We start from the raw sequence: 19,643 nt of genomic DNA, 5'->3' as shown, positions 1-19,643 counted from the left end.
AGCGATGGCGATCAAAGTAAAAACTGGTAGCGAGAGCACGATTTTATCTGTCGGTGCCTATCGCCCATCTCGCCTGGTTCCAAACTCGGAGATCGTAGATTTAATTGATTCCAGTGATGAATGGATTGTGCAGCGCACCGGCATCGAATCTCGCCGCTTTGCTGGCGCAGATGAATCAGTTGTCGATATGGCAATTGGCGCAGCAGAACAAGCGCTAGCTCGCGCCAAACTTACTATCGGCGATATTGATACCGTCGTTGTGGCAACAATTACCTATCCGCACCAAGCACCTTCTGCAGCAACTGCAGTTATTCAGCGAATGGGGAATCCAACTGCGGCTGCGCTCGACATTAGCGCTGCCTGCGCAGGGTTCTGTTACGGCGTTGCCATGGCACACGACATGGTGCGCGCCGGTAGCGCGAAGAAAGTTCTCGTAATTGGTGTAGAAAAGATTTCGGATTTCACCGACCCAACTGATCGCGCAACGGCATTTATCTTCGCCGATGGCGCTGGCGCCGTCGTGATTGGTGAATCAACTGAACCAGGAATTGGCCCAGTTGAATGGGGATCTGACTCGGAAAATCGCGATGCCATCTTGATGAATCCATCATGGATTGACGTTCGCAACACTGAAACTCAATTAACTAAGGCAGATGTTAAGTGGCCGAATATCACGCAAGAAGGTCAGAAGGTTTTCCGCTGGGCCGTGTTCTCAATGAGCAAGGCAGCGCTTAAGGCACTTGATTCAGCCGGCTTATCGGTAAACGAGATTGATGCATTTATTCCACACCAAGCAAATGTGCGCATCATCGAAACTATGGCGAAAGAGATGAAGTTGCCAGAGTCAGTTGTGATTGCAGATGACATTCGCACAAATGGAAATACCTCTGCCGCATCAATCCCCCTTGCGATGGATGCGCTCCTGGCAAAACACCCCGAACTTCACGGCAAGATTGCGCTCTTAATCGGATATGGCGCAGGTCTCGTTTACGCGGGGCAAGTTGTGAAATTACCCCCTAAACCATAATTTTCTGGCGATAAGCCTTCGAATTACTAGGAAGTAGCGCATCTAATCAGAGAGAATTACAACCTGTTGGACTCGGATGAGAAAAGCAAGAATTAATAAAAGAAAAGGAATAAACAAATGGCACTTTTAGCCGCAGATGTACTTGCAGGAATCAAAGAGATCGTTGAAGAAGTTGCTGGTATTCCAGCTGCATCAATCGAACTCGATAAAAACTTCACTGACGACCTAGAAGTAGATTCACTTAGCATGGTCGAAGTTGTAGTTGCCTGCGAAGAGCGCTTTGGCGTGAAGATTCCTGACGAGAAGGTAACTGATCTTGCAACAGTAGGAGATGCAGTTAACTTCATCGTTAGCGCTGCCGTATAAGTAGTTTAAATGTCTCAACGTCGCGTAGTCGTCACAGGTCTTGGTGCAACTACTCCACTTGGTGGAGATGTTGCATCGACTTGGGCTGCACTAATCGCCGGTAAGAGCGGAGTCCGTCTTCTAACTGAAGATTGGCGCGAACTCTTGCCTGTGCACTTCGCAGCGCGCGTTGCTACAGAACCTGCCGATCAGATGGAGCGCGTTGAGATGCGCCGCCTTGATCGCTCAGAACAATTTGCTCTCATTGCATCCCGTGAAGCCTGGAAAGATGCAGGTACACCAGATGTTGATAAGGAAAGACTCGGCGTCGTAATCGCTTCCGGTATTGGTGGCGTTATTACCTTGCTAGATCAATTCGATAATTTGAAAGAGAAAGGCGCACGCGGAGTCAGTCCTCACACTGTTCCGATGTTGATGCCCAATGGACCTGCTGCAAACGTTGGTCTAGAACTGCAAGCCCGCGCCGGAGTCCACACACCGGTAAGCGCATGTGCATCAGGTGCTGAAGCAATTGGTTATGCACTTGAAATGATCCGCTCAAATCGCGCCGATGTAATTGTTAGCGGCGGCGTTGAAGCAGCAATTCACCAACTTCCGATGGCCGGCTTTGCTGCAATGAAGGCGCTTTCTACCCGCAACGATGCGCCAGAGCGCGCATCACGTCCTTACGATGCTGACCGTGATGGTTTTGTACTCGGTGAAGGCGGCGGAATATTAGTTCTTGAAGAGTACGAGCACGCTAAAGCACGTGGCGCCAAGATTTACTGCGAACTAGTTGGCCAAGGGCTTTCCTCAGATGGTTATCACATCGCAGCTCCGGACCCAGATGGTTCAGGTGTGCAGCGCGCAATTAAATTTGCGCTACAAGATGCCAAGCTTTCAACAAAAGATATTGTTCACTTAAACGCTCATGCGACTTCAACTCCAGCAGGCGATGTTGCTGAAGCAAATGCGTTGCGCTTAGCACTCGGCGTCGACGCAGACCACGTTGCAGTATCTGCAACTAAATCAATGACCGGACATCTACTTGGTGGCGCAGGTGCAATTGAATCTGTATTCATTGTTAAGGCGCTACAAGAACGTCTTGCTCCTCCAACAATTAATATTGAGAATTTAGATCCTGCAGTGACTATCGATGTGGTGCGCGACACTCCACGCTCATTGCCTGCTGGACAAATCGCAGCGCTCAATGATTCCTTTGGTTTTGGCGGCCACAACGTTGTATTGGCTTTCGCAACTCTATAAACTGATTTTTATGGTCCACAAAGAGGTCGACCCGCGCGATCCCGAATTAAGAATTCAACGTTTACTCGATCCAGGTAGCGTATCTCTACTCGTTGAACGCACCGATTGCGCAATGATCGCAGCAACTGGCGCAATTAAAGGAAATCGCGTTGTTGTCTTTGCATCTGATGCCACAATTAAAAGCGGTGCCCTTGGGGTCGCAGGTTCAAAGGTAATTGTTGAAGCATATAAAGAAGCGATGGCTAAGCAGCTTCCCATCATCGGTATCTGGCACTCAGGTGGTGCGCGTTTAAGTGATGGCGTTTCTTCCCTTGATGCATTCGGTGAAGTTTTTCAATCAATGATTTTGGCAAGCGGTCGCATCCCACAGCTATCTCTAGTTCTTGGACCAACTGCTGGTGGCGGTGCTTACGGGCCAGCACTTACCGACATCGTTGTCCTCGCACCCGAAGGTCGAATCTTTGTTACCGGCCCCGACGTTGTTAAATCTGTGACAGGTGAAGATGTGGATATGGCTTCCCTTGGCGGCCCAGAGGCACACAGTAAAAATAGCGGCGTTGCACATGTGATCGCATCATCGGAAGATGAAGCGTTCGCTGAAATTCGCGATGTGACATCACTTTTTGCAAATCAAGGCCATATGGATACAGATATTCCCGACTTAGATCTTTCAACCTTCGTTCCGCCTGTAAGCAAGCGTAGTTACGAAGTTCATCCACTTATTGATGCGATCTTGGATAAAGATGGCGAGAAGTTAGAGCTGCTGCCAGTTTGGGCCGAAAATATGACAACGGTGCTGGGTCGCTTTGGCGGGCGCAGCGTTGGCGTTATTGCAAATAATCCGGCACATATTGGTGGTGTTTTAGATTCAGCAGCTGGCGAGAAAGCAGCGCGCTTTGTGCGCACTTGTGATGCCTTTGGAATTCCGCTAATTGTTATCGCAGACGTTACTGGCTTTCTTCCTGGCGCTGGCCAAGAGTGGGAAGGTGCGGTGCGTCGTGGCGCTAAGTTATTGCACGCCTTTGGTGAAGCAGTTGTACCGCGCGTAACTTTGATAACACGTCGCGCATACGGCGGAGCATTTGTGGCGATGAACGCTAAATCACTTGGTGCAACGCGAGTATTTGCTTGGCCTAACGCAGAGGTTTCGGTGATGGGCGCAGTTGCTGCAGTGCGCGTACTGCATCGTCGGATACTTGCTGACCTTGCACCTGAACAACGTGAGGCGATGGAGTTAGAACTTGCTGCAGAACACGACAAGATTTCTGGTGGAGTTGCCCGCGCTGTTGAAATCGGTGCGGTTGATGAAATTATCGATCCGAAAGTTACAAGATCTGCACTTGCTAGAACTATTGCTGCTGCGCCACATCGCCGCGGTGCCCACGGAAATATCCCGCTTTAACAACTAGCTTTTAAATCGCTCGTTTACGTAATCTGCAGGTAGCGAAGTTTCATGTCCATCAGTAACGCCCATTCGTTCGATGATTTCTTCGTAACCCGCATACTTTCCGCGGAGCTCAGATTTAGTTGTACCTTTAAAACAAGTTGCGGTAAATCCTGGCGACATAGTGCAGGCAAAGAGTGACCATGTGCCACCAGGTGCGACTTCACCGGCTTGGATAACTCCAGCCTTGATGGTGTGCTGCATAACTTGTCCTGCAGCGATATCGCGTCCCAATAAAATTGTGCGCGCTGTTCCGTCAGGATGAAATTCGTAAAGCGCAACAGGATCGCCTTCATAGAAATGCCAGACTTCATCCAAAGTAAGAACGTGTGCAGTAGAAGCACTGCGCGGCGCAGATAAATAAAGACCTAAGCCTGCAGTGCCAGCGGGACCGCCTTCGGCGGTCTTAGCATCAGAGATATAGGTATTGATGAAGTAAGTCTCTTCAACCGGCAAGGGCTTCATGCCGAAATAGGCAATTAACTCTTCCGGACGTGAGGCCATGAAAAAACTTTAGTCGTTATTTACCGTAAAGGTAACCGAGACAGTCGATGTAACAGTCTTTTTAATCGTTGTAGTGTCATAAGCGCCACCATCGGAAGTCATAGTCGAATCTGGCGTTGTCACCTGAAATACACCGCTCTTTACACCTGTGACTACGCCGACGTGACTGCCCACGGCTTTGGTGATCGCATCAGCGCGCACCTTGGCATCTTTCATTGCCTCTTCCAATAACTGCGGGCGAAGTTCAGCCAAAGTTGAGATGTAATACTGCGGACCGTAGTTATTTACATTTACACCTGATTGCAAAATGCTTCCGATACCTTGAGAAAGTTTAGAGACCAACTCAACATCTTTGGTGCGCACCGTTACATCGCGACTAGCGCGGTAGTTAAGGATGCGACCAGTCGAATTTCCGTTGACCCATTCTTCTTGGCCATAAGTTGAAACTGGTCCCAGAGTTAGAGCCTCTGATGGGATTCCGCCATCAGTTAAATACTTAGTGACTGCTTCAACATCGCTGCCGACCTTTGAAACTGCATCCGCAACCTTAGGACGAGATAGCGAGACAGAGAGAGTCCATACCGCGTTATCGGCGACGGCTTCAGTGCGCGCCGAACCAGTTACAACTATTCCGCTATCAGTGCGCGCAGAAATGCCCCAACCGATCTTCACCAATCCCCCGAATAAAGCAACGGCGAGGATTAATACAGATGCAAATAAAGCGATCGCTTTACGGCGTTCGATTTGGATAATTGGGCTCTCTGGGATTGTCATGGTCTAAGTATATCTATTTCAAATTCTTTAGATCGCCCGGAGTTGAATTATCTGATCGATTTCGACTTCTCTAAATGGGGCTAACTCTCTTTCCCATTGATTTCCCAGAATTTCATCGATCGCATCGCGAATCGAAAGATCGTCAAAGCCTTTGGCGAGCGCTTCCGTAATTTGATGTTCGGTCAAAACAATATTGCCAAGTCCATCAATACTTGCGCGATGAATTCCGAGCTCGGGAGTTGATCGATAGAACTCTCCCCCGAGTTCGGATTCTTCGCGAACTTCAAATCTCAAGTAGTGCCAGCCACGAAGTGCAGATGCAATCTTCGCAGCGCTTCCTCGCACATCTCGAAATTCAACAGTTGTTCTATATGTTCCTGGTGCACATGGTTGATCACGCCATTGCAAAGTTAGCCAAGTACCTAAGATTGATTGCAAGCCCCATTCGATGTGTGGGCGTAGCGCATTAGGTGCGCTATGTATGACAAGTAAACCGGCGACAGATTCCTTTAAACGGTCTCTGTTCTGGCCAGATGGATTTAGCTCTTGCATTCTGCAAACTCCTAGTAAGTACCTAGCAAGACCGCGCTATGCGACCTTCCCCAGCGGCATAAACGCTTGCTATTTACTATCTAGATACCCAATTTTGCTCCCTTTAGGCGTAACTGTCTAGACCACAGTTAGGTGTACTCGTGTGTAGGCAGTACCCTTTTCCTTAGTCGGACGCTTAATCAGGACCCGTTTCATGGCAGTAGTGCTTTGCTCGGTATCGCTGGCGCAAGAGGAAGACCGTGTTTGAGGATTTCTTAAACACCCACATATCGAAGGAAAAGTAAAACATGGCAACAGGTACAGTTAAGTGGTTCAACTCTGAAAAGGGTTTCGGTTTCATTGCAGTTGATGGTGGCGGACAAGATGTATTCGTTCACTACTCAGCAATCCAAGGAAACGGTTACAAGTCCCTTGAAGAGGGTCAGTCAGTTTCATTCGAGGTCGTACAGGGTCCAAAGGGTCCTCAGGCCGATGCAGTGAACGCTAACTAATAACACTTAGTTTACTAAAATCCCCCATCGCGAAAGCGGTGGGGGATTTTTTTATTTACTTCTTAGGAAGTGGTGGAATCTCACCGTTCTTAACAAGCGCCGCAGCAACTGCCTTAGCCGGCGATAAATCTTTTCCAGCTTTCCAGGCATCTAAATATTTCCAAGGCGCAACAACTCCGCGACGTACCCACCAGACATTCGGCTCACTTGGCGTTGGCCAAGAGATTCCAAAGTGAAGGTGTGGTGATGTTCCACGTGCGCTACCAGTTGAGCCAACTCTTCCCAGAATTTGCCCAGCTTTCACAGTAAGGCCCGGTTGAATCGATGCGACAACCGAAGTTAAGTGCGAGCCGTAATAACGAACGCCGTCTTCACCAATTACAGATACATATAAACCACCGCGATCAATACCCAGGTTAGTTTTACCACTCCAGTTATCAACGCGATTAACTTCATCGATGACGCCATTTACTGGTGAGACAAACTTGCATCCCTTTTTAGCCTCAATATCATTTGCTGCATAGTCGTGATGGGCCTTTACATATTTAACAGCGCAATCGGCAACTGGGAAAATATAATTTGGCGCAGCGTTTGCTGGGGCGGCGGAGATAAAGACCATCGCTAGCGCAATCAGTAACTTCAATTTAAAGCCTTTCGATCAAGTCGCGCTGTTACCGCCATATGCGGAACAGTTAAAGCCCAAACAACAACGAGTGATACCCATAAGAATTGATCATCGAGCGAGTCACCACGAAGCAGAACTATCAACGTTGCGATGACAAATGTGCCCACGAGCGCTGGAGTACCTGGCAATACTGCACGAATAAATGCGCGTTTAGCGCTGCCGTTGGTAAACGCCTCCTGTGAAGATGGCAAAGTCAAAGTCAATCGTGCTGTGTGGCGCATGGCATGCCAGCATCCGAAATAAACTGCAAAGACAACAAGTGGCGGTGCGGTAACTGCCAATAAATAAAGCAGAACTAAATCAATCGCTTCACCATCGCGGCGGCGTTGTACTAAGCGAAGAAGAGCGAATGCGGTTATCAGCATTACCCAGAGCAGCAAGTCGTTATTCAAACCTTGATGCCAATCAACCAGCGCTGGGTTTACCTTCTCAAGTGCCGAAGTGCTCTTATCGCTAACTAACGGAATAACCACGGGAAGGGTTCCGGCAGCTGTTGCATATAGATATTTCTGAAAGCGCTTCGTCTCTTCGCTGCGGCGATCAATCTCTGAGATAAATGCCGCATCACCAATACCAAAGTGCACTGCGCTCATAACTACAACCAGAATAAATCCGACTACGTTCCATGTAAGGAGCGCTATGACAGCAAGCACTGCTACTGCCACATAGAGCGTTATGAAGAGCGCCATCTTCTTAAAGTTGCTGCGCGGCAAGGTGACCAAATGATCGAGCGCCCCATGTGGAATTCCTATCGCCAAGGCGATGAGAGCGATGACAACCTGCCAGGTAATCTCTGACTCTTCAATAATCCGTGCAAAGGCGAAAGAGAGAACAATTGTGACCCCAACGGCGTAACGCGAATACTTTCGAACTTTTAGAAGAAGGTCGAGCTCTATTTCACGCATCGTTGGCCCCTTCCTGTGAGTTATATCTGTAACACTACCAAAGCGTGCCCTGTGATTTCGGTTTCTACATGAGAAGATCTACCCGTGCAAAAGTGGAGTTACATGGCGATGCTCATCTTTACTGTTTGCGGATCCTTCTGGTTAGAGATCGCGCTTAAAGTTGGTGTTCTTCGCCGAATTAAGAGAGTAATCCTCAGTGTTCTCCCAATTAGTTCATTGTTTTTATTGTGGGATGCATATGCAATTTCAAAGGGGCACTGGTTCTTTGATCGCGATCAGATGCTCGGCATCGTTGGTCCACTAAACATTCCACTCGAGGAGTACCTCTTCTTTATCGTTATTCCGATGGCTGCAATCATGACCATTGAAGGCGTAACAACGGTGAAACCTCACTGGCGTAAAGATGAGTTCGGTAAATGAACTACAGCGATATTGCGATAACCGCCTTTGCCGTTGCGGTAATGGCCGATCTCTTCCTCTTCAAAAACTCACTTCTTACTCGCCCAGCATTCTGGACAAGCTATGCAATCATCTTGCCCTTTCAATTCTTAACAAATTGGTGGCTCACATCGCGCAACATCGTTATGTATAGCCCTGATGCAATCGTTGGGCTTCGTATCTTTTCCGCACCTGCCGAAGATCTGCTCTTCGGATTCGCACTAATTCTTGGCACCATGGATATGTGGGAGTTCTGGGGACGTCGCGGCATGCAACAAGATCCACGCCCTGATAAGAAAAATAAGATCGAGCCAAGTAATTGAGCAAAATTGGATTTCTCTTTGATCTAGATGGCACTTTGGTTGATTCCCAAGAAGCAGTCATGAACTCTTGGATCACTATGGCCAATGAAGCCGGTATTCCATTGCAAGCACTTGCCGGTCATCACGGTGTTCCAGCCGAACAAACTTTAAGGAAAGTCTTGGCCGATCGCGAAGAAGCCGAAATCCAAAAATGGATTCGCCGCGTCACCGATCTAGAAATTGCAGATATCGATGGAGTACATGCCGTACCAGGTGCACTTGAACTACTTGCCGAATTAAATGATCGTGGGATTCCTTGGACGATCGTCACCTCATGCACTACTGATTTAGCAATTGCTCGTACTCGCGCAGGAAAGATTCCGATGCCTGCTAATTCAGTAACCTTTGATCAAGTAACTCGCGGAAAACCTTTCCCAGAACCATTTATTCTCGGCGCTGAAAGATTAGGTCTTCCAACAAATATTTGCTGGGCGATTGAAGATGCACCAGGTGGAGTTACATCAGCAAAAGGCGCTGGTTGCACTGTTGCTGGCGTACTAACTACCCATACCCGTGAAGAACTTCCGCATGCTGATCATCATTTAGAACACTTAAACGAACTACTCGGCAAAGCCGGCCTCTAAGTACAGTAAAGTTCGCGTTAACCCCACTAGGGACGGTAGCTCAGTTGGTTAGAGCCCCGAACTCATAATTCGGTCGTCGTCGGTTCAAGTCCGACCCGTCCCACCACTTAATGGCTAAGAATTAAGCGATAGAAATTTTCTCGCGGATACTTGGGTGTTCAGCGGTAGAAGATCGTTCCACTAACTCAGGCTGGAAAAGCACATGTTGATGGATATGCGTATCCGGTAATTCACATTCTTGAATCACCAGCTCTGTTGCGGTGTAGCCGAGTTGGTAGCCATCCTGTGCAACAGTTGTGAGCGGCACTAATGCGTTAGGCGCTAGCTCGATATCGTCAAAGCCCATAACCGAGATATCTTCTGGGATTTTTATTCCGGCTTCAATTAGACCGCGCATAAAGCCAAGTGCGATCAAGTCATTTCCGCAGAAGACGGCGGAGGATTTAGATTTAGAGTCAAGGAACTTCTTGGCGCCTAACTCTCCCCCATGAGTTGTTGGTGAAGGAATTTCAATAAAACTAAGGTTGGCGCCCATTTCATCTGCCGCCTGCTTTGCGCCTTCGCCTCTTTCAATAAATTGATTGATGGTGTTTTCGTAAACATAAGTTATATCGCGATGCCCTAGGTCTACTAAGTGTCCAATCGCAACATGTCCACCTCTTATGCCATCAACTTTGGCAGAACAATGGACATCGAAGTAACGGTTGGTATCAATCAAGGTGACTGCGATGTTATTTGAACGTAGGAAATCAAGGTTGTCAGTTTTGCCACGGGTAGGCCAGATCATGATGCCTTGCACATTTTGTCCAGCTAAAGTTTGAATGTACTTGCGTTCTTTCTCGTGAGAGTGATCGTGGTTGCATAAGAATAATGAGTATCCATTTTGGTTTGCGGCATCTTCTGCGCCACGGGCTATCTCAGTGAAAAGTGGGTTTGAGACATCCGGCAGTAAGAGAGCAAGGGTCTTTGAATTTGATGAATGAATCTTTTTTGCAAAGCTACTCGAAACAAATCCAAGTTCATCCATTGCCTGCTGCACTTTTACCAAGGTAGCTGGGGCAACAATTTCGGGGCGGTTGAGAACATTGGAGACAGTTCCGATTGAGACTCGGGCCCTGCGCGCTACGTGGCGGACGCTAACTGTCATGTGGGAATTTTTCGCCCTACGGGGTGATAAGTCAAGGAAAGGCTATTTTTAAGCATGGAATACACCCCGTAATTCGTTGCATCGTTGAACAGTTCAAAATGGAACTTCATTTTGAACGTTTCAACCCTTTGTTTTTATAACAAAAATTTTTTCTTTAATTGCTAGTTATTGAACAATTTGTGCAGTAATTTGACTATGCATTTGGAAATCAACTTGAAGAGAAAGGTCGACAATGCGCGCAACTAAACGGAAGTTTATTGCAGTTGCCTCTGCAACTCTCGTTGCTGTAAGCGGAACAATTTCATTGAACTCCGCTTCTGCTGCAATAACCCCCTCGTTCTGTCCAAGATTTACCGGAACCTTAACGGTTCTTTCAACTGTTATTTTGGAGAAGCCAGATGGATTAGTCGAGCAAGAAATTGCCGATAAATTCATGAAAGCTTGCCCAAAGACTAAGATTAAGTTTGTTGGCGTTCCAGCAAACGATTTGGTAACAAAGCTCACTGCAATGGCGATTGCTGGCAACGTTCCAGATATGTATGCATCAGATGCTGTTAATACAGTGAAGATGGCAGCGCTAAATATTCCTCTGGAACTCCGCGCTGCTCTAGGTCAGGATTACATAGATGGTTTTGCTAAGGAAAATGTTGGCGAAATGACTATCGGCGGAAAAATCTATTCTGCACCTTGGTTTAGCATTCCAACAGCGATTTTGTATCGCACAGACCTCTTTGCTAAGGCTGGTGTAAAGCCACCTAAGTCATTCGAAGAGTTCATCACAGTATGTAAGGCTCTTACAAAAGATACTGATGGCGATGGAAAGATCGATCAATATGGATGGGCAATGGTTGGAACCGACAATGGTTCTGGTCAAGGTCGATTTAACACAATTGCTCGCAACATGGGAGCAGTAGATGTCGGCAAGAATTCTGCTGGTAAATGGGTCACAGAAATTGACTCTCCGGGATGGAAGGCTGCACTTAAGCTTTACAAGGATGCAGTTGATGTCGGTTGCGTTCCTCCAGGTCAGTTCCAAACTGGATACCCAGAAGCATCTGTACAGATTGGTAAGGGACAAGCAGCGATGATGATCACTGGCCCTCACACAATTGGCGTTGCCCTGACAGCTAACCCAGCAGCTAAAGGTAAGTTGGCCGGAGCGCCAATTCCTGCAGCAGCCGGAGTTTCTGCAACTACTAGCTTGAACCAGTCAGGTTATGCCATTGCTCGAAAGAGTAAGCACCGTGCGGCTGCTATTGCGTATATGAAGTTCCTTTTGAATAAGGAAAATCAACTTCGCATTAACGACGTTACCTACCGCATTCCTTCTCGTTTGGATGCACAAGCTGATCCACAAGTTAACTCAGAAATGAGCCTTGGTTTTGTGAAGGCGGGAGAAGGCAAAGTCTTCTCTAACCCACAGATTCCTTGGTACAACTCAATCGCAATTCTCGCATCTCCTGCCTACCAGGCGGCGATAAAGGGTGATAAGACGATTGATCAGATCGCTAAAGAACAGGCTGAAAAGGCGCGAAAGATTATCGCTGATAACGGGTAACCGTCTGTCTGTAAATTGAGGGAATGTGACATCGGGAAGAGAAGAAATTCTCTTCCCGATGTCACTCTTTCATAACACTAAATTTTCTTTAGAGAGGGAATATGAAAAGCGCATTTAAAAAGCGGGAAAGCCGTTCCGGCTACTTCTTCACTTTGCCCACTTTATTAATTGTTTTCTCTTTGATCATATATCCACTTGGCTATGCGATCTTCATCAGTATGCAGCGCACCAACCTAATAAGTGAATGGAAGTTTGTTGGTGCTCGTTATTATGCCGAGCTGCTGACAGATGCAGAGTTCTTAAATTCGCTCAAAATCAGCTTAACCTTCGCTTTCTTTGTAGTAGTTGGCAATTTTGTGGTCGGCCTTCTACTGGCTGTAATTTTGAATCAGAATCTAAAATTTGCTACAACTTTTAAAATTATCTTGATGCTTCCTTGGCTTCTACCCGAGGTTGTCGTTGCGCTTATCTGGAAGTGGCTCTTTAACCCAACATATGGGCTGATCAATTACATTTTAAACACCGTAGGTCTGATTGATTCCGATGTTTCCTGGTTCGATTCGAGCACTTCTGCCCTAGTCGGTGTTATCTTCGTTGCAACCTGGAAAGGCTATCCAATCGTCATGATCATGATGTTGGCTGGAATGAAGAACATCCCTTCAGAGCGTTACGAGGCTGCTGCAATCGATGGCGCAACTCGTATCCAGCAGTTCAGACATATAACACTTCCAGGCTTGCGCCCTATATTTTTAGTTACCTGCATCCTTGAAACTGCTTGGTGGTTTAAGCACTTCACGGTGATTTGGTTGATGACTTCCGGTGGACCTGCTGGCGCAACCAAGGTTGTCTCTATCAGTATTTATCAGCAGGCCTTTGGAGACTTCAACTTCGGCAAAGCAGCTGCTGAGTCGGTAATTATCTTGACTATTCTCCTAGCGGCAAGTTACTTCTACTCAAGGGCGATTCGCAATGACAACGATTAAAGAGACATTGATTAAAGAACCGATGGCTAACGAGAAGAAGTACGGGCTAATGAGCGATGTAAAGGTCGCTCGGAAGATAACCAACCTCACAAGTTATAGCGTCCTTTTCTTCTTCTCTGCTCTCATCCTCTTTCCAATACTTTGGATTATTTCTACATCTCTAAAGAATGAAGAGGATCTCTTCTCACTTCCTCCTCAGATTATTCCTGAGAATCCAACGCTTCATGCTTTCAAACAGGTTTGGATTGATCACCCATTCTTGGCTTACTTCCGCAACTCGCTGATAGTCGTTAGCGCCGCAACCTTCATCTCCGTTACATTCTCGGCATTTGCGGCTTATGGGCTATCTAGATTTAAATTTAGAGGCCACGGAACATTTATGGCTTTTCTGCTCGCTAGCCAGCTATTCCCATCGATTATGTTATTGATTCCTTTCTACAAGATCTATATGACCTTCGGTTTGATTAACACCCACGCGGCGCTAATCATTACCTATGTCTCATTTACCATCCCATTCTGTACTTGGATGATGCGTGGTTACTTCGACGGAATTTCCAAAGATCTAGATCTTGCGGCACAGATCGATGGCGCAGGGCGCTTTAGAATCTTCCGTAGCGTGATTCTTCCGCTCTCCTGGCCAGGACTTGCTGCAACAACAATCTATTCATTTATATCTGGCTGGAACGAGTACATATTTGCACTTGTTCTAACCCAAGATGAAGAGATGAAGACAGTGCCGGTTGGCATCGGTCAGCTAGTTGGCGAATATAGAATCGATTGGGCGCAGTTAATGGCAGCATCGTTATATGCGCTAATTCCGCTAACAATCATCTTTATCTTCTTCAATAGATATTTCATTAGCGGCCTGTCAGCCGGAGCGGTTAAAGAGTAAGTCTTACCACTCTGCAAGTGATCCATCGTGGTGCGTCCAGTCAGGATTGCGCCAACGATGTCCGTTTTCAGCGGCCTTACGAACCTCTGCTTCATCTACTTCAATACCTAAACCTGGCTTAGTCATAAGTTCGATATATCCATCGGGTGCATCAAAGACGGAGTAGTCAACTAAATACTTCATTAGCGAACCGTTATTGCCGCGACCAAGGCCAAGTACTTGTTCTTGAATTAAGAAGTTCGGGGTAGCAAAATCTAATTGCAAGCATGCTGCAAGGGCGATCGGTCCAAGTGGGCAGTGCGGAGCAACGGCGACATCGTAAGTTTCAGCCATTGTTGCAATTCTGCGACATTCAGAGATGCCGCCAGCATGACTCAAATCAGGCTGAGCAACGGCGATTCCAGAGCGAAGCACATCTTTGTAATCTTTTCGATCGAAGAGGCGCTCTCCAGTTGCAATCGGGGTAGATGTGGAAGCCACGATCAAATCAAACTTGTCAGAAAATTCAGGAAGAACCGGTTCTTCAATAAATAAAAGATTTAATGGCTCTAGGTAAGGGAAGACTCTGCGAGCCATAGCAAGGCTAAAGCGGCCATGGAAATCAAGTGCGATATCGATTTTATCGCCGACATGTTCTCTAACCGCAGTAACGCGAGCAACAATATTTTTTAGCTCTTGCGCGGTGTCTATATGTTCTAAGCCATCAGAAGGCGCAAATTTAAGTGCGGTTAAGCCTCTTGCTAACTGAGTATCGGCGTTAGCCAAGATCTCTTTAATATCTTCGGCGATTGGATTGTGGGTGTATCCATCTTTTCCGCCAACTCCACCAACATGGCCATAAATGCGCACTCGATCGCGAACTTGTCCGCCAAGTAATTGATAGACAGGTACACCTAGAGCTTTGCCTTTTATATCCCAGAGCGCTTGATCAATGCCTGAGATGGCCGAATCCATGATTGCGCCTCCACGATAGAAGGAACCCTTCTTCATTCTCTGCCAGTGACGTTCGATCTGGAATGGATCTTTACCAATTACGTGGTCCATTAATTCGTCGACTGCTGTGGCTACCGTGAGCGCCTTGCCTTCAAGTACAGGCTCGCCCCAACCAGAAATACCTTCATCGGTTTCAATCTTTAGAAAGAGCCAGCGGTGGGCAACGAAAAATAATTCGAACTTAGTAACTTTCAAGATAGCCCCCAATAATTTAAATTAAGTGATTTCTAAGTATTTATGAAGTCTAATCTTGGCAATAACCTTAATCAAGCAAATCTAGCAATTACTTTCTTGGTACTTGAACAGCGTTCAATAAATTCATCGTTTGATATTTTTGGATCGTAAAGTGAATTACCGATACCAACTGCTAGCGCACCTGATTGAACAAGTTCAAAAGTATCTTCAACAGAAACCCCACCGACTGGAATTAAGTGTGCATCTTTTGGTGAAACTGATTGCAGTGCTTTCATAAATGGAACGCCTAGATTGGAGAACGGGAATAACTTCATAGTTCTGACGCCATGTTTATAGGCTTCAAAGAACTCTGAAGAAGTTGCTACTCCCGGTACAGGGATTAATCCAAGTTTCTGGGCAGCTGAGACAACTTCTAAATCAAGGTTAGGGCTGATACAAATTTCAGCACCTGCCTTGGCAATCTTTTCTACATCGCTGACTGTTAACACAGTACCTGCGCCAACGGTGAAATCTGGCGAAAGATGGCCACGCAGGGCTTTAATACTTAAAAAGGCATCGGGACTATTAAGTGGAACTTCGATAACTTTAACGCCTGCAGAAATTAGAAGATCTCCCACCTCCAAGACTTTATCTGGAGTTACTCCCCTAAGGATTGCGATGATTGGGGCAGATTTCAGATTACTAAAGAGTTGCTCAGATGTATTCATGATTTACTCTCCACCTTTTTCGCTAGCGCTACGAAGTAATTGATTAGTTGTCCACTATTTTCAACGGTTGCTTTAATTCCAAAGTGGGAAAGCGCAAATATATAGATTTCGGCAAGAGAATCCGATGCGACAATCCTTGCCTCACTTGCCTGACACCAACTCTTTGCAGACTTGATTTCGGCGCCGATCAATAGCCCAGAGAGGTATTCGCGCGATGCATCCTCGGTCTTGCCTTGTAACCAGTTGGCGCGGATTGCAAATAAATCATGCGTTAAGTCAGAGGTTTGTGCGTTAAGGCCTTCTACAAAATCTCCGGAGGCAACTAATTTTGCTGATGAATCAGTTGCCTTGGAAAGAGTGCTGTGATTTCTCAGTATTTCAAAGAGCTCTCCAGTTAGATAGGTTCGAAAATCTGTAATCTTTCCGCTCTTAATTTCAACCCATTTACTATGTGTTCCAGGCGATATAACTAGCCCATTTTCAAGCCCTGAAGCAAGAGATTGTGACTCTTCCCCACGCATTACATCTCCAGCCTTTGAAACACCTGGCACGATGTAAAGAGCTGGTTCAAAGTTTGGTACTTGAATAAGAGAGTTGCTTACTTCATCGATATCAATCGGCAGTGGAGAGAAATCAGTCTCATAAAGACCAATACTCGAACCAATCATTCCTATTGCGATGATGCGATCGTATTGTCCTTGCCACTTACCTAAGACTTCAATTAGATAGGCGCTATGAGAGCCGGAGGCGAAGTTCTTAACGCCCTGATCGGTTTGGAGATAGTCAGAGATTTGATCGCGTTCAATCAACCAAGCGCGAAAGGATGAAGTTCCCCAGTCAATCGCTACAAACTTCATCAGATTACAATTCTACTGCAGAACCACTAAGAATTGATTCTTCACAAGCAATGGCCACGCGAAGCGCTTGGCGCGCATTGATAGGCGGACATGGGTTTGGAGTTTTTCCTTCTACGAATTTAATGAAGGCGTGAGATTCTTCAGCAAATGCTTGGCGGAAGCGTTCAATAAAGCCGGTGTATCTGATTTCGCTGAAGCCGATTTCCCCTTCAATATCGTGAATCGGTGTCTTCAAATTTAGCCCTACGGCAATTGAATCTTTAGAGCCAAAGACTTCAAAGCGAACATCGTGGCCAATAGGATTATGGCGGGTACCAGTTATTGCAACTTGAACTCCCGATTCGGTGGTTAGGGAGATTAGCGAAACATCGGCATCGTTGTATTTTGCATATTGTTGATGTTCGCGTACAGACTGTGTTGCATAGACCTTTTTTATCTCGCTCTGAGTAATCCATCTAACAAGATCGAAATCATGAACATGTAGATCGCGATAAATACTGCCGCTACCTTCTAGGAATTCCAAGGTAGAAGGTTGGTGATCGTGTGCGTACATGTGCATCGCGTAGAGCGTTCCAACTTGGCCCGAAGAAACTTTGTTGGCAGCAACGGAAATCGGTGGATCAAAGCGCCGCTGAAATCCAACCTGGATTTCTGTTCCATGCTTTTTACATTTCTCAATTACTAAATCTGTCTCTTCAACGGTGAGTGAAATTGGTTTCTCGCAAAGTATCGGTTTTCCAAGGGGAATCAACTGATCCAAAATTGCAATGTGCGAATTTGTCGCGGTCGCCACGACATAACCATCAAAACTTAACTTGAGAAGATCTGAATATTCCGCTGAACTGCAATTCAATTTCTGAGCTAACTCTTTCGCCACATTATCTCTGCGGTTAAAGAGAGTTACTTCAGCGCCACCTGAAAGCAAATCTTCGGCGCGAATAGCGCCCATTCGACCAGCGCCAATGACTGCAATTCTCATCTGCTGGACTACTCCGTATTCCACTAAGCAAGACCTTCACTATATAGTTTGGGCTATAAATAATGAAGCGCTCCTCCGTTCTTTTAAGTTAGGAAATGATGACATCCCCTCTCGACCTGTTAACTGTGGGTCGAATAAGCGTCGATCTTTTCTCGGAGCAGATAAACACCTCCTTTAGCCAGCCACAGACTTTTCAAAAATCTATTGGTGGATCTCCTACAAATGTTGCAGTCGCCGCAGCAAGGTTCGGTCATAAGAGCGCGATTGTTACCAAGGTTGGCGTAGATCCACTTGGTGAGTTTGTAGTTAATAAGCTGCAAAGTTTTGGCGTAGATACAAGTTTTGTGAAGGTTGCTGAAAGCGGACTAACTCCCGTTGTTCTTGCCTCACAAGATCCACCTGAAGATCCGAAGATAATTTTTCATCGCCAACCGTCAGCACCTGATACTCAACTCATCGCCTCAGATATTGATGACCAGACTTTGAAGAGCGCTAAGAACTTCTGGGTCAGCGCCTGCGCGCTTTCTCAAGGAACGACTGCAGAAAGTATCTTCCAGTGGCTTGAGATAAGAGGCCGCGCAAAGGAAACCATTATCGATCTAGATTATCGACCATCGTTCTGGAAGAGCAGAGAAGATGCTCGGGCTGCTGCGCAACGTGCGCTTTCACATTGCACGATCGCTATTGGAAATATCGCTGAATGCGATGTTGCACTGGGGATTACCGATCCGAATAAGGCGGCAGATGATTTATTGAATCGCGGCATCACATTAGCGATTGTAAAAATGGGCGGCGATGGAGTTTTGCTGGCGACTAAAGAGAAGGTGCATGTCGTCAAGCCTTTGCCAATAAAATTGGTTTGCGGGTTGGGCGCCGGAGATGCCTTTGGTGGGGCGTTAATCCATGGGTTACTGAGCGGGTGGGATCTGGAAAAGATCGGTGCCTTCGCAAATGCTGCTGGTGCCTATTTGGCATCTGAGTTAATGTGCGCAGATGCCATGCCAACGCTAGAGATTTTAAATAGATTTATAGAAGAGATGGGGAGCAATCGGTGAAGTTAGAGCAAAAGCATTACCTCGAACTAATTGAAGCGCGCATCAATAACCCTAAATCTTTCCAACTTGCTCTAAAGAAGAGATCACGTCGCAGCGTTGCAGGTAAAGATGGTCGTTTGCTCTTGCTCGCAGCCGACCACACCGCGCGCGGAATAATTGCGGCAGGAAATAATCCAACTGCGATCGCAGATCGATTTATTCTGCTCGATAAGTTGGTTAGAGGCTTAGCTCTTCCAGGCGTTGATGGCGTAATGGCTAGCGCAGATATTCTCGAAGAATTGGCTTGGCTCGGTGCTTTGGAAGGCAAAGTCGCGATCGGAACTATGAACCGCGGCGGAATTATTGGCGCTTCATGGGAACTAGATGATCGCCTGACTGCCTACGATGCCGAACATATTCGCAGCATGGGGCTAGATGGTGGAAAGACTTTGCTGCGCATCGATGAGACCGATCCTGGCACCGCGCGAACAATCGAGATGGTTGCTGCCGTTACAACACAACTTGCAGATTTTGAACTCGTTTCGATGATTGAGCCACTTCCATATATTAAGAATGAGAACGGCAGAGCAGTTCTTGATCCTTCTGAAGAGAAGTTAATCAAAGTAGTTTCTATCGCCTCAGGACTTGGTTCGTCTTCAGCATTTACCTGGTTGAAAATTCCTGCGCCAACCAACCCTGAAAAAGTTGCAGCGGCCACTAGCTGCCCAATTTTATTGTTAGGTGGAGATCCCGGCAGTAATTGGGAAGATGTCTTTGCTAAATGGGATAACGCTCTGAAAGTTCCAAATATCCGCGGCTTAGTACCGGGGCGCGCATTACTCTTTGGCGATGAGTTAGATGTTGAAGCAGCAGTTGCTCGTGCCGCACAAATGGTTAGAAAAATTAGTTAGAAATGGATAA

The 19,643-nt window shown here is 46.7% G+C and carries 23 protein-coding genes and 1 tRNA gene; 14 read left to right on the top strand and 10 right to left on the bottom strand.

All coding sequences use genetic code 11. The annotated features are described in order from the left end of the window. Positions 1–4 precede the first annotated feature (4 nt). From A1sIIB106_RS01965 to A1sIIB106_RS01950, 4 genes are all read left to right on the top strand, one after another. A complete protein-coding gene (locus tag A1sIIB106_RS01965; RefSeq protein ID WP_095677191.1) occupies positions 5–1,027 on the top strand; it encodes a beta-ketoacyl-ACP synthase III in 1,023 nt (340 codons plus the stop codon). Positions 1,028–1,144: 117 nt separating this feature from the next. Next, positions 1,145–1,393, top strand: coding sequence for an acyl carrier protein (locus tag A1sIIB106_RS01960; protein ID WP_095670837.1), 249 nt, complete (start codon positions 1,145–1,147; stop codon positions 1,391–1,393). Positions 1,394–1,402: 9 nt separating this feature from the next. Next, complete coding sequence (gene fabF / locus A1sIIB106_RS01955; protein ID WP_095677190.1) at positions 1,403–2,638, top strand: beta-ketoacyl-ACP synthase II; 1,236 nt, start codon at positions 1,403–1,405, stop codon at positions 2,636–2,638. Positions 2,639–2,648: 10 nt separating this feature from the next. After that, positions 2,649–4,040 carry an acyl-CoA carboxylase subunit beta gene (locus A1sIIB106_RS01950; RefSeq protein ID WP_095677189.1) on the top strand — a complete coding sequence of 464 codons (1,392 nt, stop codon included), beginning with the start codon at positions 2,649–2,651 and terminating at the stop codon, positions 4,038–4,040. A gap of 3 nt (positions 4,041–4,043) precedes the next feature. Here the strand turns inward: A1sIIB106_RS01950 and A1sIIB106_RS01945 are convergent, their stop codons facing one another. Genes A1sIIB106_RS01945 through A1sIIB106_RS01935 form a run of 3 tightly spaced genes read right to left on the bottom strand, consistent with a single transcriptional unit; the run spans position 4,044 to position 5,912 of the window. Next, a complete protein-coding gene (locus A1sIIB106_RS01945) occupies positions 4,044–4,586 on the bottom strand; it encodes a cupin domain-containing protein (RefSeq protein ID WP_095677188.1) in 543 nt (180 codons plus the stop codon). Between the two features lie 9 nt (positions 4,587–4,595). Further along, on the bottom strand, positions 4,596–5,360 hold the full coding sequence (locus A1sIIB106_RS01940; RefSeq protein ID WP_095677187.1) for an SIMPL domain-containing protein: 765 nt from the start codon (positions 5,358–5,360) through the stop codon (positions 4,596–4,598). Positions 5,361–5,387: 27 nt separating this feature from the next. Beyond that, a complete protein-coding gene (locus tag A1sIIB106_RS01935) occupies positions 5,388–5,912 on the bottom strand; it encodes a DUF3145 family protein (protein WP_095677186.1) in 525 nt (174 codons plus the stop codon). Positions 5,913–6,199: 287 nt separating this feature from the next. On the opposite strand from A1sIIB106_RS01935, the gene A1sIIB106_RS01930 reads away from it, so the two are divergent. Further along, complete coding sequence (locus tag A1sIIB106_RS01930; protein WP_017955223.1) at positions 6,200–6,403, top strand: cold-shock protein; 204 nt, start codon at positions 6,200–6,202, stop codon at positions 6,401–6,403. A gap of 55 nt (positions 6,404–6,458) precedes the next feature. Here the strand turns inward: A1sIIB106_RS01930 and A1sIIB106_RS01925 are convergent, their stop codons facing one another. Both A1sIIB106_RS01925 and A1sIIB106_RS01920 read right to left on the bottom strand, forming a co-directional pair. After that, positions 6,459–7,022 (bottom strand): M23 family metallopeptidase, encoded by a 564-nt coding sequence (locus A1sIIB106_RS01925; RefSeq protein ID WP_095677841.1) that lies wholly within the window; start codon positions 7,020–7,022, stop codon positions 6,459–6,461. A gap of 20 nt (positions 7,023–7,042) precedes the next feature. After that, entirely contained in the window at positions 7,043–7,993 is a 951-nt protein-coding gene (locus A1sIIB106_RS01920) for a Brp/Blh family beta-carotene 15,15'-dioxygenase (protein WP_095677185.1), read from the bottom strand. A 102-nt stretch (positions 7,994–8,095) separates the two neighbouring features. Between A1sIIB106_RS01920 and A1sIIB106_RS01915 the strand changes: the two genes are divergently transcribed. From A1sIIB106_RS01915 to A1sIIB106_RS01900, 4 genes are all read left to right on the top strand, one after another. Continuing rightward, on the top strand, positions 8,096–8,413 hold the full coding sequence (locus tag A1sIIB106_RS01915) for a lycopene cyclase domain-containing protein (RefSeq protein ID WP_095670831.1): 318 nt from the start codon (positions 8,096–8,098) through the stop codon (positions 8,411–8,413). Continuing rightward, complete coding sequence (locus A1sIIB106_RS01910) at positions 8,410–8,754, top strand: lycopene cyclase domain-containing protein (protein ID WP_095677184.1); 345 nt, start codon at positions 8,410–8,412, stop codon at positions 8,752–8,754. The genes A1sIIB106_RS01915 and A1sIIB106_RS01910 overlap by 4 nt, the downstream gene beginning before the upstream one ends. Further along, positions 8,751–9,377 carry an HAD-IA family hydrolase gene (locus A1sIIB106_RS01905; RefSeq protein WP_095677183.1) on the top strand — a complete coding sequence of 209 codons (627 nt, stop codon included), beginning with the start codon at positions 8,751–8,753 and terminating at the stop codon, positions 9,375–9,377. The genes A1sIIB106_RS01910 and A1sIIB106_RS01905 overlap by 4 nt, the downstream gene beginning before the upstream one ends. 29 nt (positions 9,378–9,406) lie before the next feature. Next, a tRNA-Ile gene (locus A1sIIB106_RS01900) sits at positions 9,407–9,483 on the top strand. A gap of 15 nt (positions 9,484–9,498) precedes the next feature. Here the strand turns inward: A1sIIB106_RS01900 and A1sIIB106_RS01895 are convergent. Then, on the bottom strand, positions 9,499–10,524 hold the full coding sequence (locus A1sIIB106_RS01895; protein WP_095677182.1) for a LacI family DNA-binding transcriptional regulator: 1,026 nt from the start codon (positions 10,522–10,524) through the stop codon (positions 9,499–9,501). Between the two features lie 232 nt (positions 10,525–10,756). On the opposite strand from A1sIIB106_RS01895, the gene A1sIIB106_RS01890 reads away from it, so the two are divergent. The 3 genes from A1sIIB106_RS01890 (at position 10,757) to A1sIIB106_RS01880 (ending at position 13,957) form a co-directional block, all read left to right on the top strand. Beyond that, positions 10,757–12,082, top strand: a complete 1,326-nt coding sequence (locus tag A1sIIB106_RS01890; RefSeq protein WP_095677181.1) for an ABC transporter substrate-binding protein — start codon at positions 10,757–10,759, stop codon at positions 12,080–12,082. Between the two features lie 179 nt (positions 12,083–12,261). Next, on the top strand, positions 12,262–13,065 hold the full coding sequence (locus tag A1sIIB106_RS01885) for a carbohydrate ABC transporter permease (protein WP_223299505.1): 804 nt from the start codon (positions 12,262–12,264) through the stop codon (positions 13,063–13,065). Then, a complete protein-coding gene (locus A1sIIB106_RS01880) occupies positions 13,052–13,957 on the top strand; it encodes a carbohydrate ABC transporter permease (RefSeq protein WP_223298705.1) in 906 nt (301 codons plus the stop codon). The genes A1sIIB106_RS01885 and A1sIIB106_RS01880 overlap by 14 nt, the downstream gene beginning before the upstream one ends. A gap of 3 nt (positions 13,958–13,960) precedes the next feature. Here A1sIIB106_RS01880 and dgoD read toward each other — a convergent pair whose 3' ends face one another. From dgoD to A1sIIB106_RS01860, 4 genes are all read right to left on the bottom strand, one after another. Beyond that, positions 13,961–15,145, bottom strand: a complete 1,185-nt coding sequence (dgoD, locus tag A1sIIB106_RS01875) for a galactonate dehydratase (RefSeq protein WP_095670826.1) — start codon at positions 15,143–15,145, stop codon at positions 13,961–13,963. 71 nt (positions 15,146–15,216) lie between these two features. Next, on the bottom strand, positions 15,217–15,852 hold the full coding sequence (locus A1sIIB106_RS01870) for a bifunctional 4-hydroxy-2-oxoglutarate aldolase/2-dehydro-3-deoxy-phosphogluconate aldolase (protein WP_095677180.1): 636 nt from the start codon (positions 15,850–15,852) through the stop codon (positions 15,217–15,219). Further along, entirely contained in the window at positions 15,849–16,709 is an 861-nt protein-coding gene (locus tag A1sIIB106_RS01865; RefSeq protein WP_095677179.1) for a 2-dehydro-3-deoxygalactonokinase, read from the bottom strand. Before A1sIIB106_RS01865 ends, A1sIIB106_RS01870 begins: the two co-directional genes overlap by 4 nt. Positions 16,710–16,713: 4 nt before the next feature. Then, positions 16,714–17,688 carry a Gfo/Idh/MocA family protein gene (locus A1sIIB106_RS01860; RefSeq protein WP_125932738.1) on the bottom strand — a complete coding sequence of 325 codons (975 nt, stop codon included), beginning with the start codon at positions 17,686–17,688 and terminating at the stop codon, positions 16,714–16,716. A gap of 95 nt (positions 17,689–17,783) precedes the next feature. On the opposite strand from A1sIIB106_RS01860, the gene iolC reads away from it, so the two are divergent. Both iolC and A1sIIB106_RS01850 read left to right on the top strand, forming a co-directional pair. After that, on the top strand, positions 17,784–18,743 hold the full coding sequence (gene iolC, locus A1sIIB106_RS01855; protein WP_095677177.1) for a 5-dehydro-2-deoxygluconokinase: 960 nt from the start codon (positions 17,784–17,786) through the stop codon (positions 18,741–18,743). After that, positions 18,740–19,633, top strand: a complete 894-nt coding sequence (locus tag A1sIIB106_RS01850; RefSeq protein ID WP_223299504.1) for a Cgl0159 family (beta/alpha)8-fold protein — start codon at positions 18,740–18,742, stop codon at positions 19,631–19,633. Before iolC ends, A1sIIB106_RS01850 begins: the two co-directional genes overlap by 4 nt. Positions 19,634–19,643 lie beyond the last annotated feature (10 nt).

This window comes from Candidatus Planktophila lacus, assembly GCF_002288325.1.
Taxonomy (GTDB): domain Bacteria; phylum Actinomycetota; class Actinomycetes; order Nanopelagicales; family Nanopelagicaceae; genus Planktophila; species Planktophila lacus.
This window is presented reverse-complemented; position numbering and strand designations above follow the sequence as displayed.

Bases quoted from the DNA above. Each gene is read 5' to 3' on its own strand.
- A1sIIB106_RS01895 (WP_095677182.1), bottom strand. From the start codon at position 10,524: ATGACAGTTAGCGTCCGCCACGTAGCGCGCAGGGCCCGAGTCTCAATC.
- A1sIIB106_RS01920 (WP_095677185.1), bottom strand. From the start codon at position 7,993: ATGCGTGAAATAGAGCTCGACCTTCTTCTAAAAGTTCGAAAGTATTCG.
- A1sIIB106_RS01965 (WP_095677191.1), top strand. From the start codon at position 5: ATGGCGATCAAAGTAAAAACTGGTAGCGAGAGCACGATTTTATCTGTC.
- A1sIIB106_RS01945 (WP_095677188.1), bottom strand. From the start codon at position 4,586: ATGGCCTCACGTCCGGAAGAGTTAATTGCCTATTTCGGCATGAAGCCC.
- A1sIIB106_RS01890 (WP_095677181.1), top strand. From the start codon at position 10,757: ATGCGCGCAACTAAACGGAAGTTTATTGCAGTTGCCTCTGCAACTCTC.
- A1sIIB106_RS01880 (WP_223298705.1), top strand. From the start codon at position 13,052: ATGACAACGATTAAAGAGACATTGATTAAAGAACCGATGGCTAACGAG.
- A1sIIB106_RS01870 (WP_095677180.1), bottom strand. From the start codon at position 15,852: ATGAATACATCTGAGCAACTCTTTAGTAATCTGAAATCTGCCCCAATC.
- A1sIIB106_RS01925 (WP_095677841.1), bottom strand. From the start codon at position 7,022: ATGGTCTTTATCTCCGCCGCCCCAGCAAACGCTGCGCCAAATTATATT.
- A1sIIB106_RS01860 (WP_125932738.1), bottom strand. From the start codon at position 17,688: ATGAGAATTGCAGTCATTGGCGCTGGTCGAATGGGCGCTATTCGCGCC.
- A1sIIB106_RS01865 (WP_095677179.1), bottom strand. From the start codon at position 16,709: ATGAAGTTTGTAGCGATTGACTGGGGAACTTCATCCTTTCGCGCTTGG.
- A1sIIB106_RS01960 (WP_095670837.1), top strand. From the start codon at position 1,145: ATGGCACTTTTAGCCGCAGATGTACTTGCAGGAATCAAAGAGATCGTT.
- iolC (WP_095677177.1), top strand. From the start codon at position 17,784: ATGATGACATCCCCTCTCGACCTGTTAACTGTGGGTCGAATAAGCGTC.
- A1sIIB106_RS01930 (WP_017955223.1), top strand. From the start codon at position 6,200: ATGGCAACAGGTACAGTTAAGTGGTTCAACTCTGAAAAGGGTTTCGGT.
- A1sIIB106_RS01950 (WP_095677189.1), top strand. From the start codon at position 2,649: ATGGTCCACAAAGAGGTCGACCCGCGCGATCCCGAATTAAGAATTCAA.
- A1sIIB106_RS01910 (WP_095677184.1), top strand. From the start codon at position 8,410: ATGAACTACAGCGATATTGCGATAACCGCCTTTGCCGTTGCGGTAATG.
- fabF (WP_095677190.1), top strand. From the start codon at position 1,403: ATGTCTCAACGTCGCGTAGTCGTCACAGGTCTTGGTGCAACTACTCCA.
- A1sIIB106_RS01935 (WP_095677186.1), bottom strand. From the start codon at position 5,912: ATGCAAGAGCTAAATCCATCTGGCCAGAACAGAGACCGTTTAAAGGAA.
- A1sIIB106_RS01940 (WP_095677187.1), bottom strand. From the start codon at position 5,360: ATGACAATCCCAGAGAGCCCAATTATCCAAATCGAACGCCGTAAAGCG.
- A1sIIB106_RS01915 (WP_095670831.1), top strand. From the start codon at position 8,096: ATGGCGATGCTCATCTTTACTGTTTGCGGATCCTTCTGGTTAGAGATC.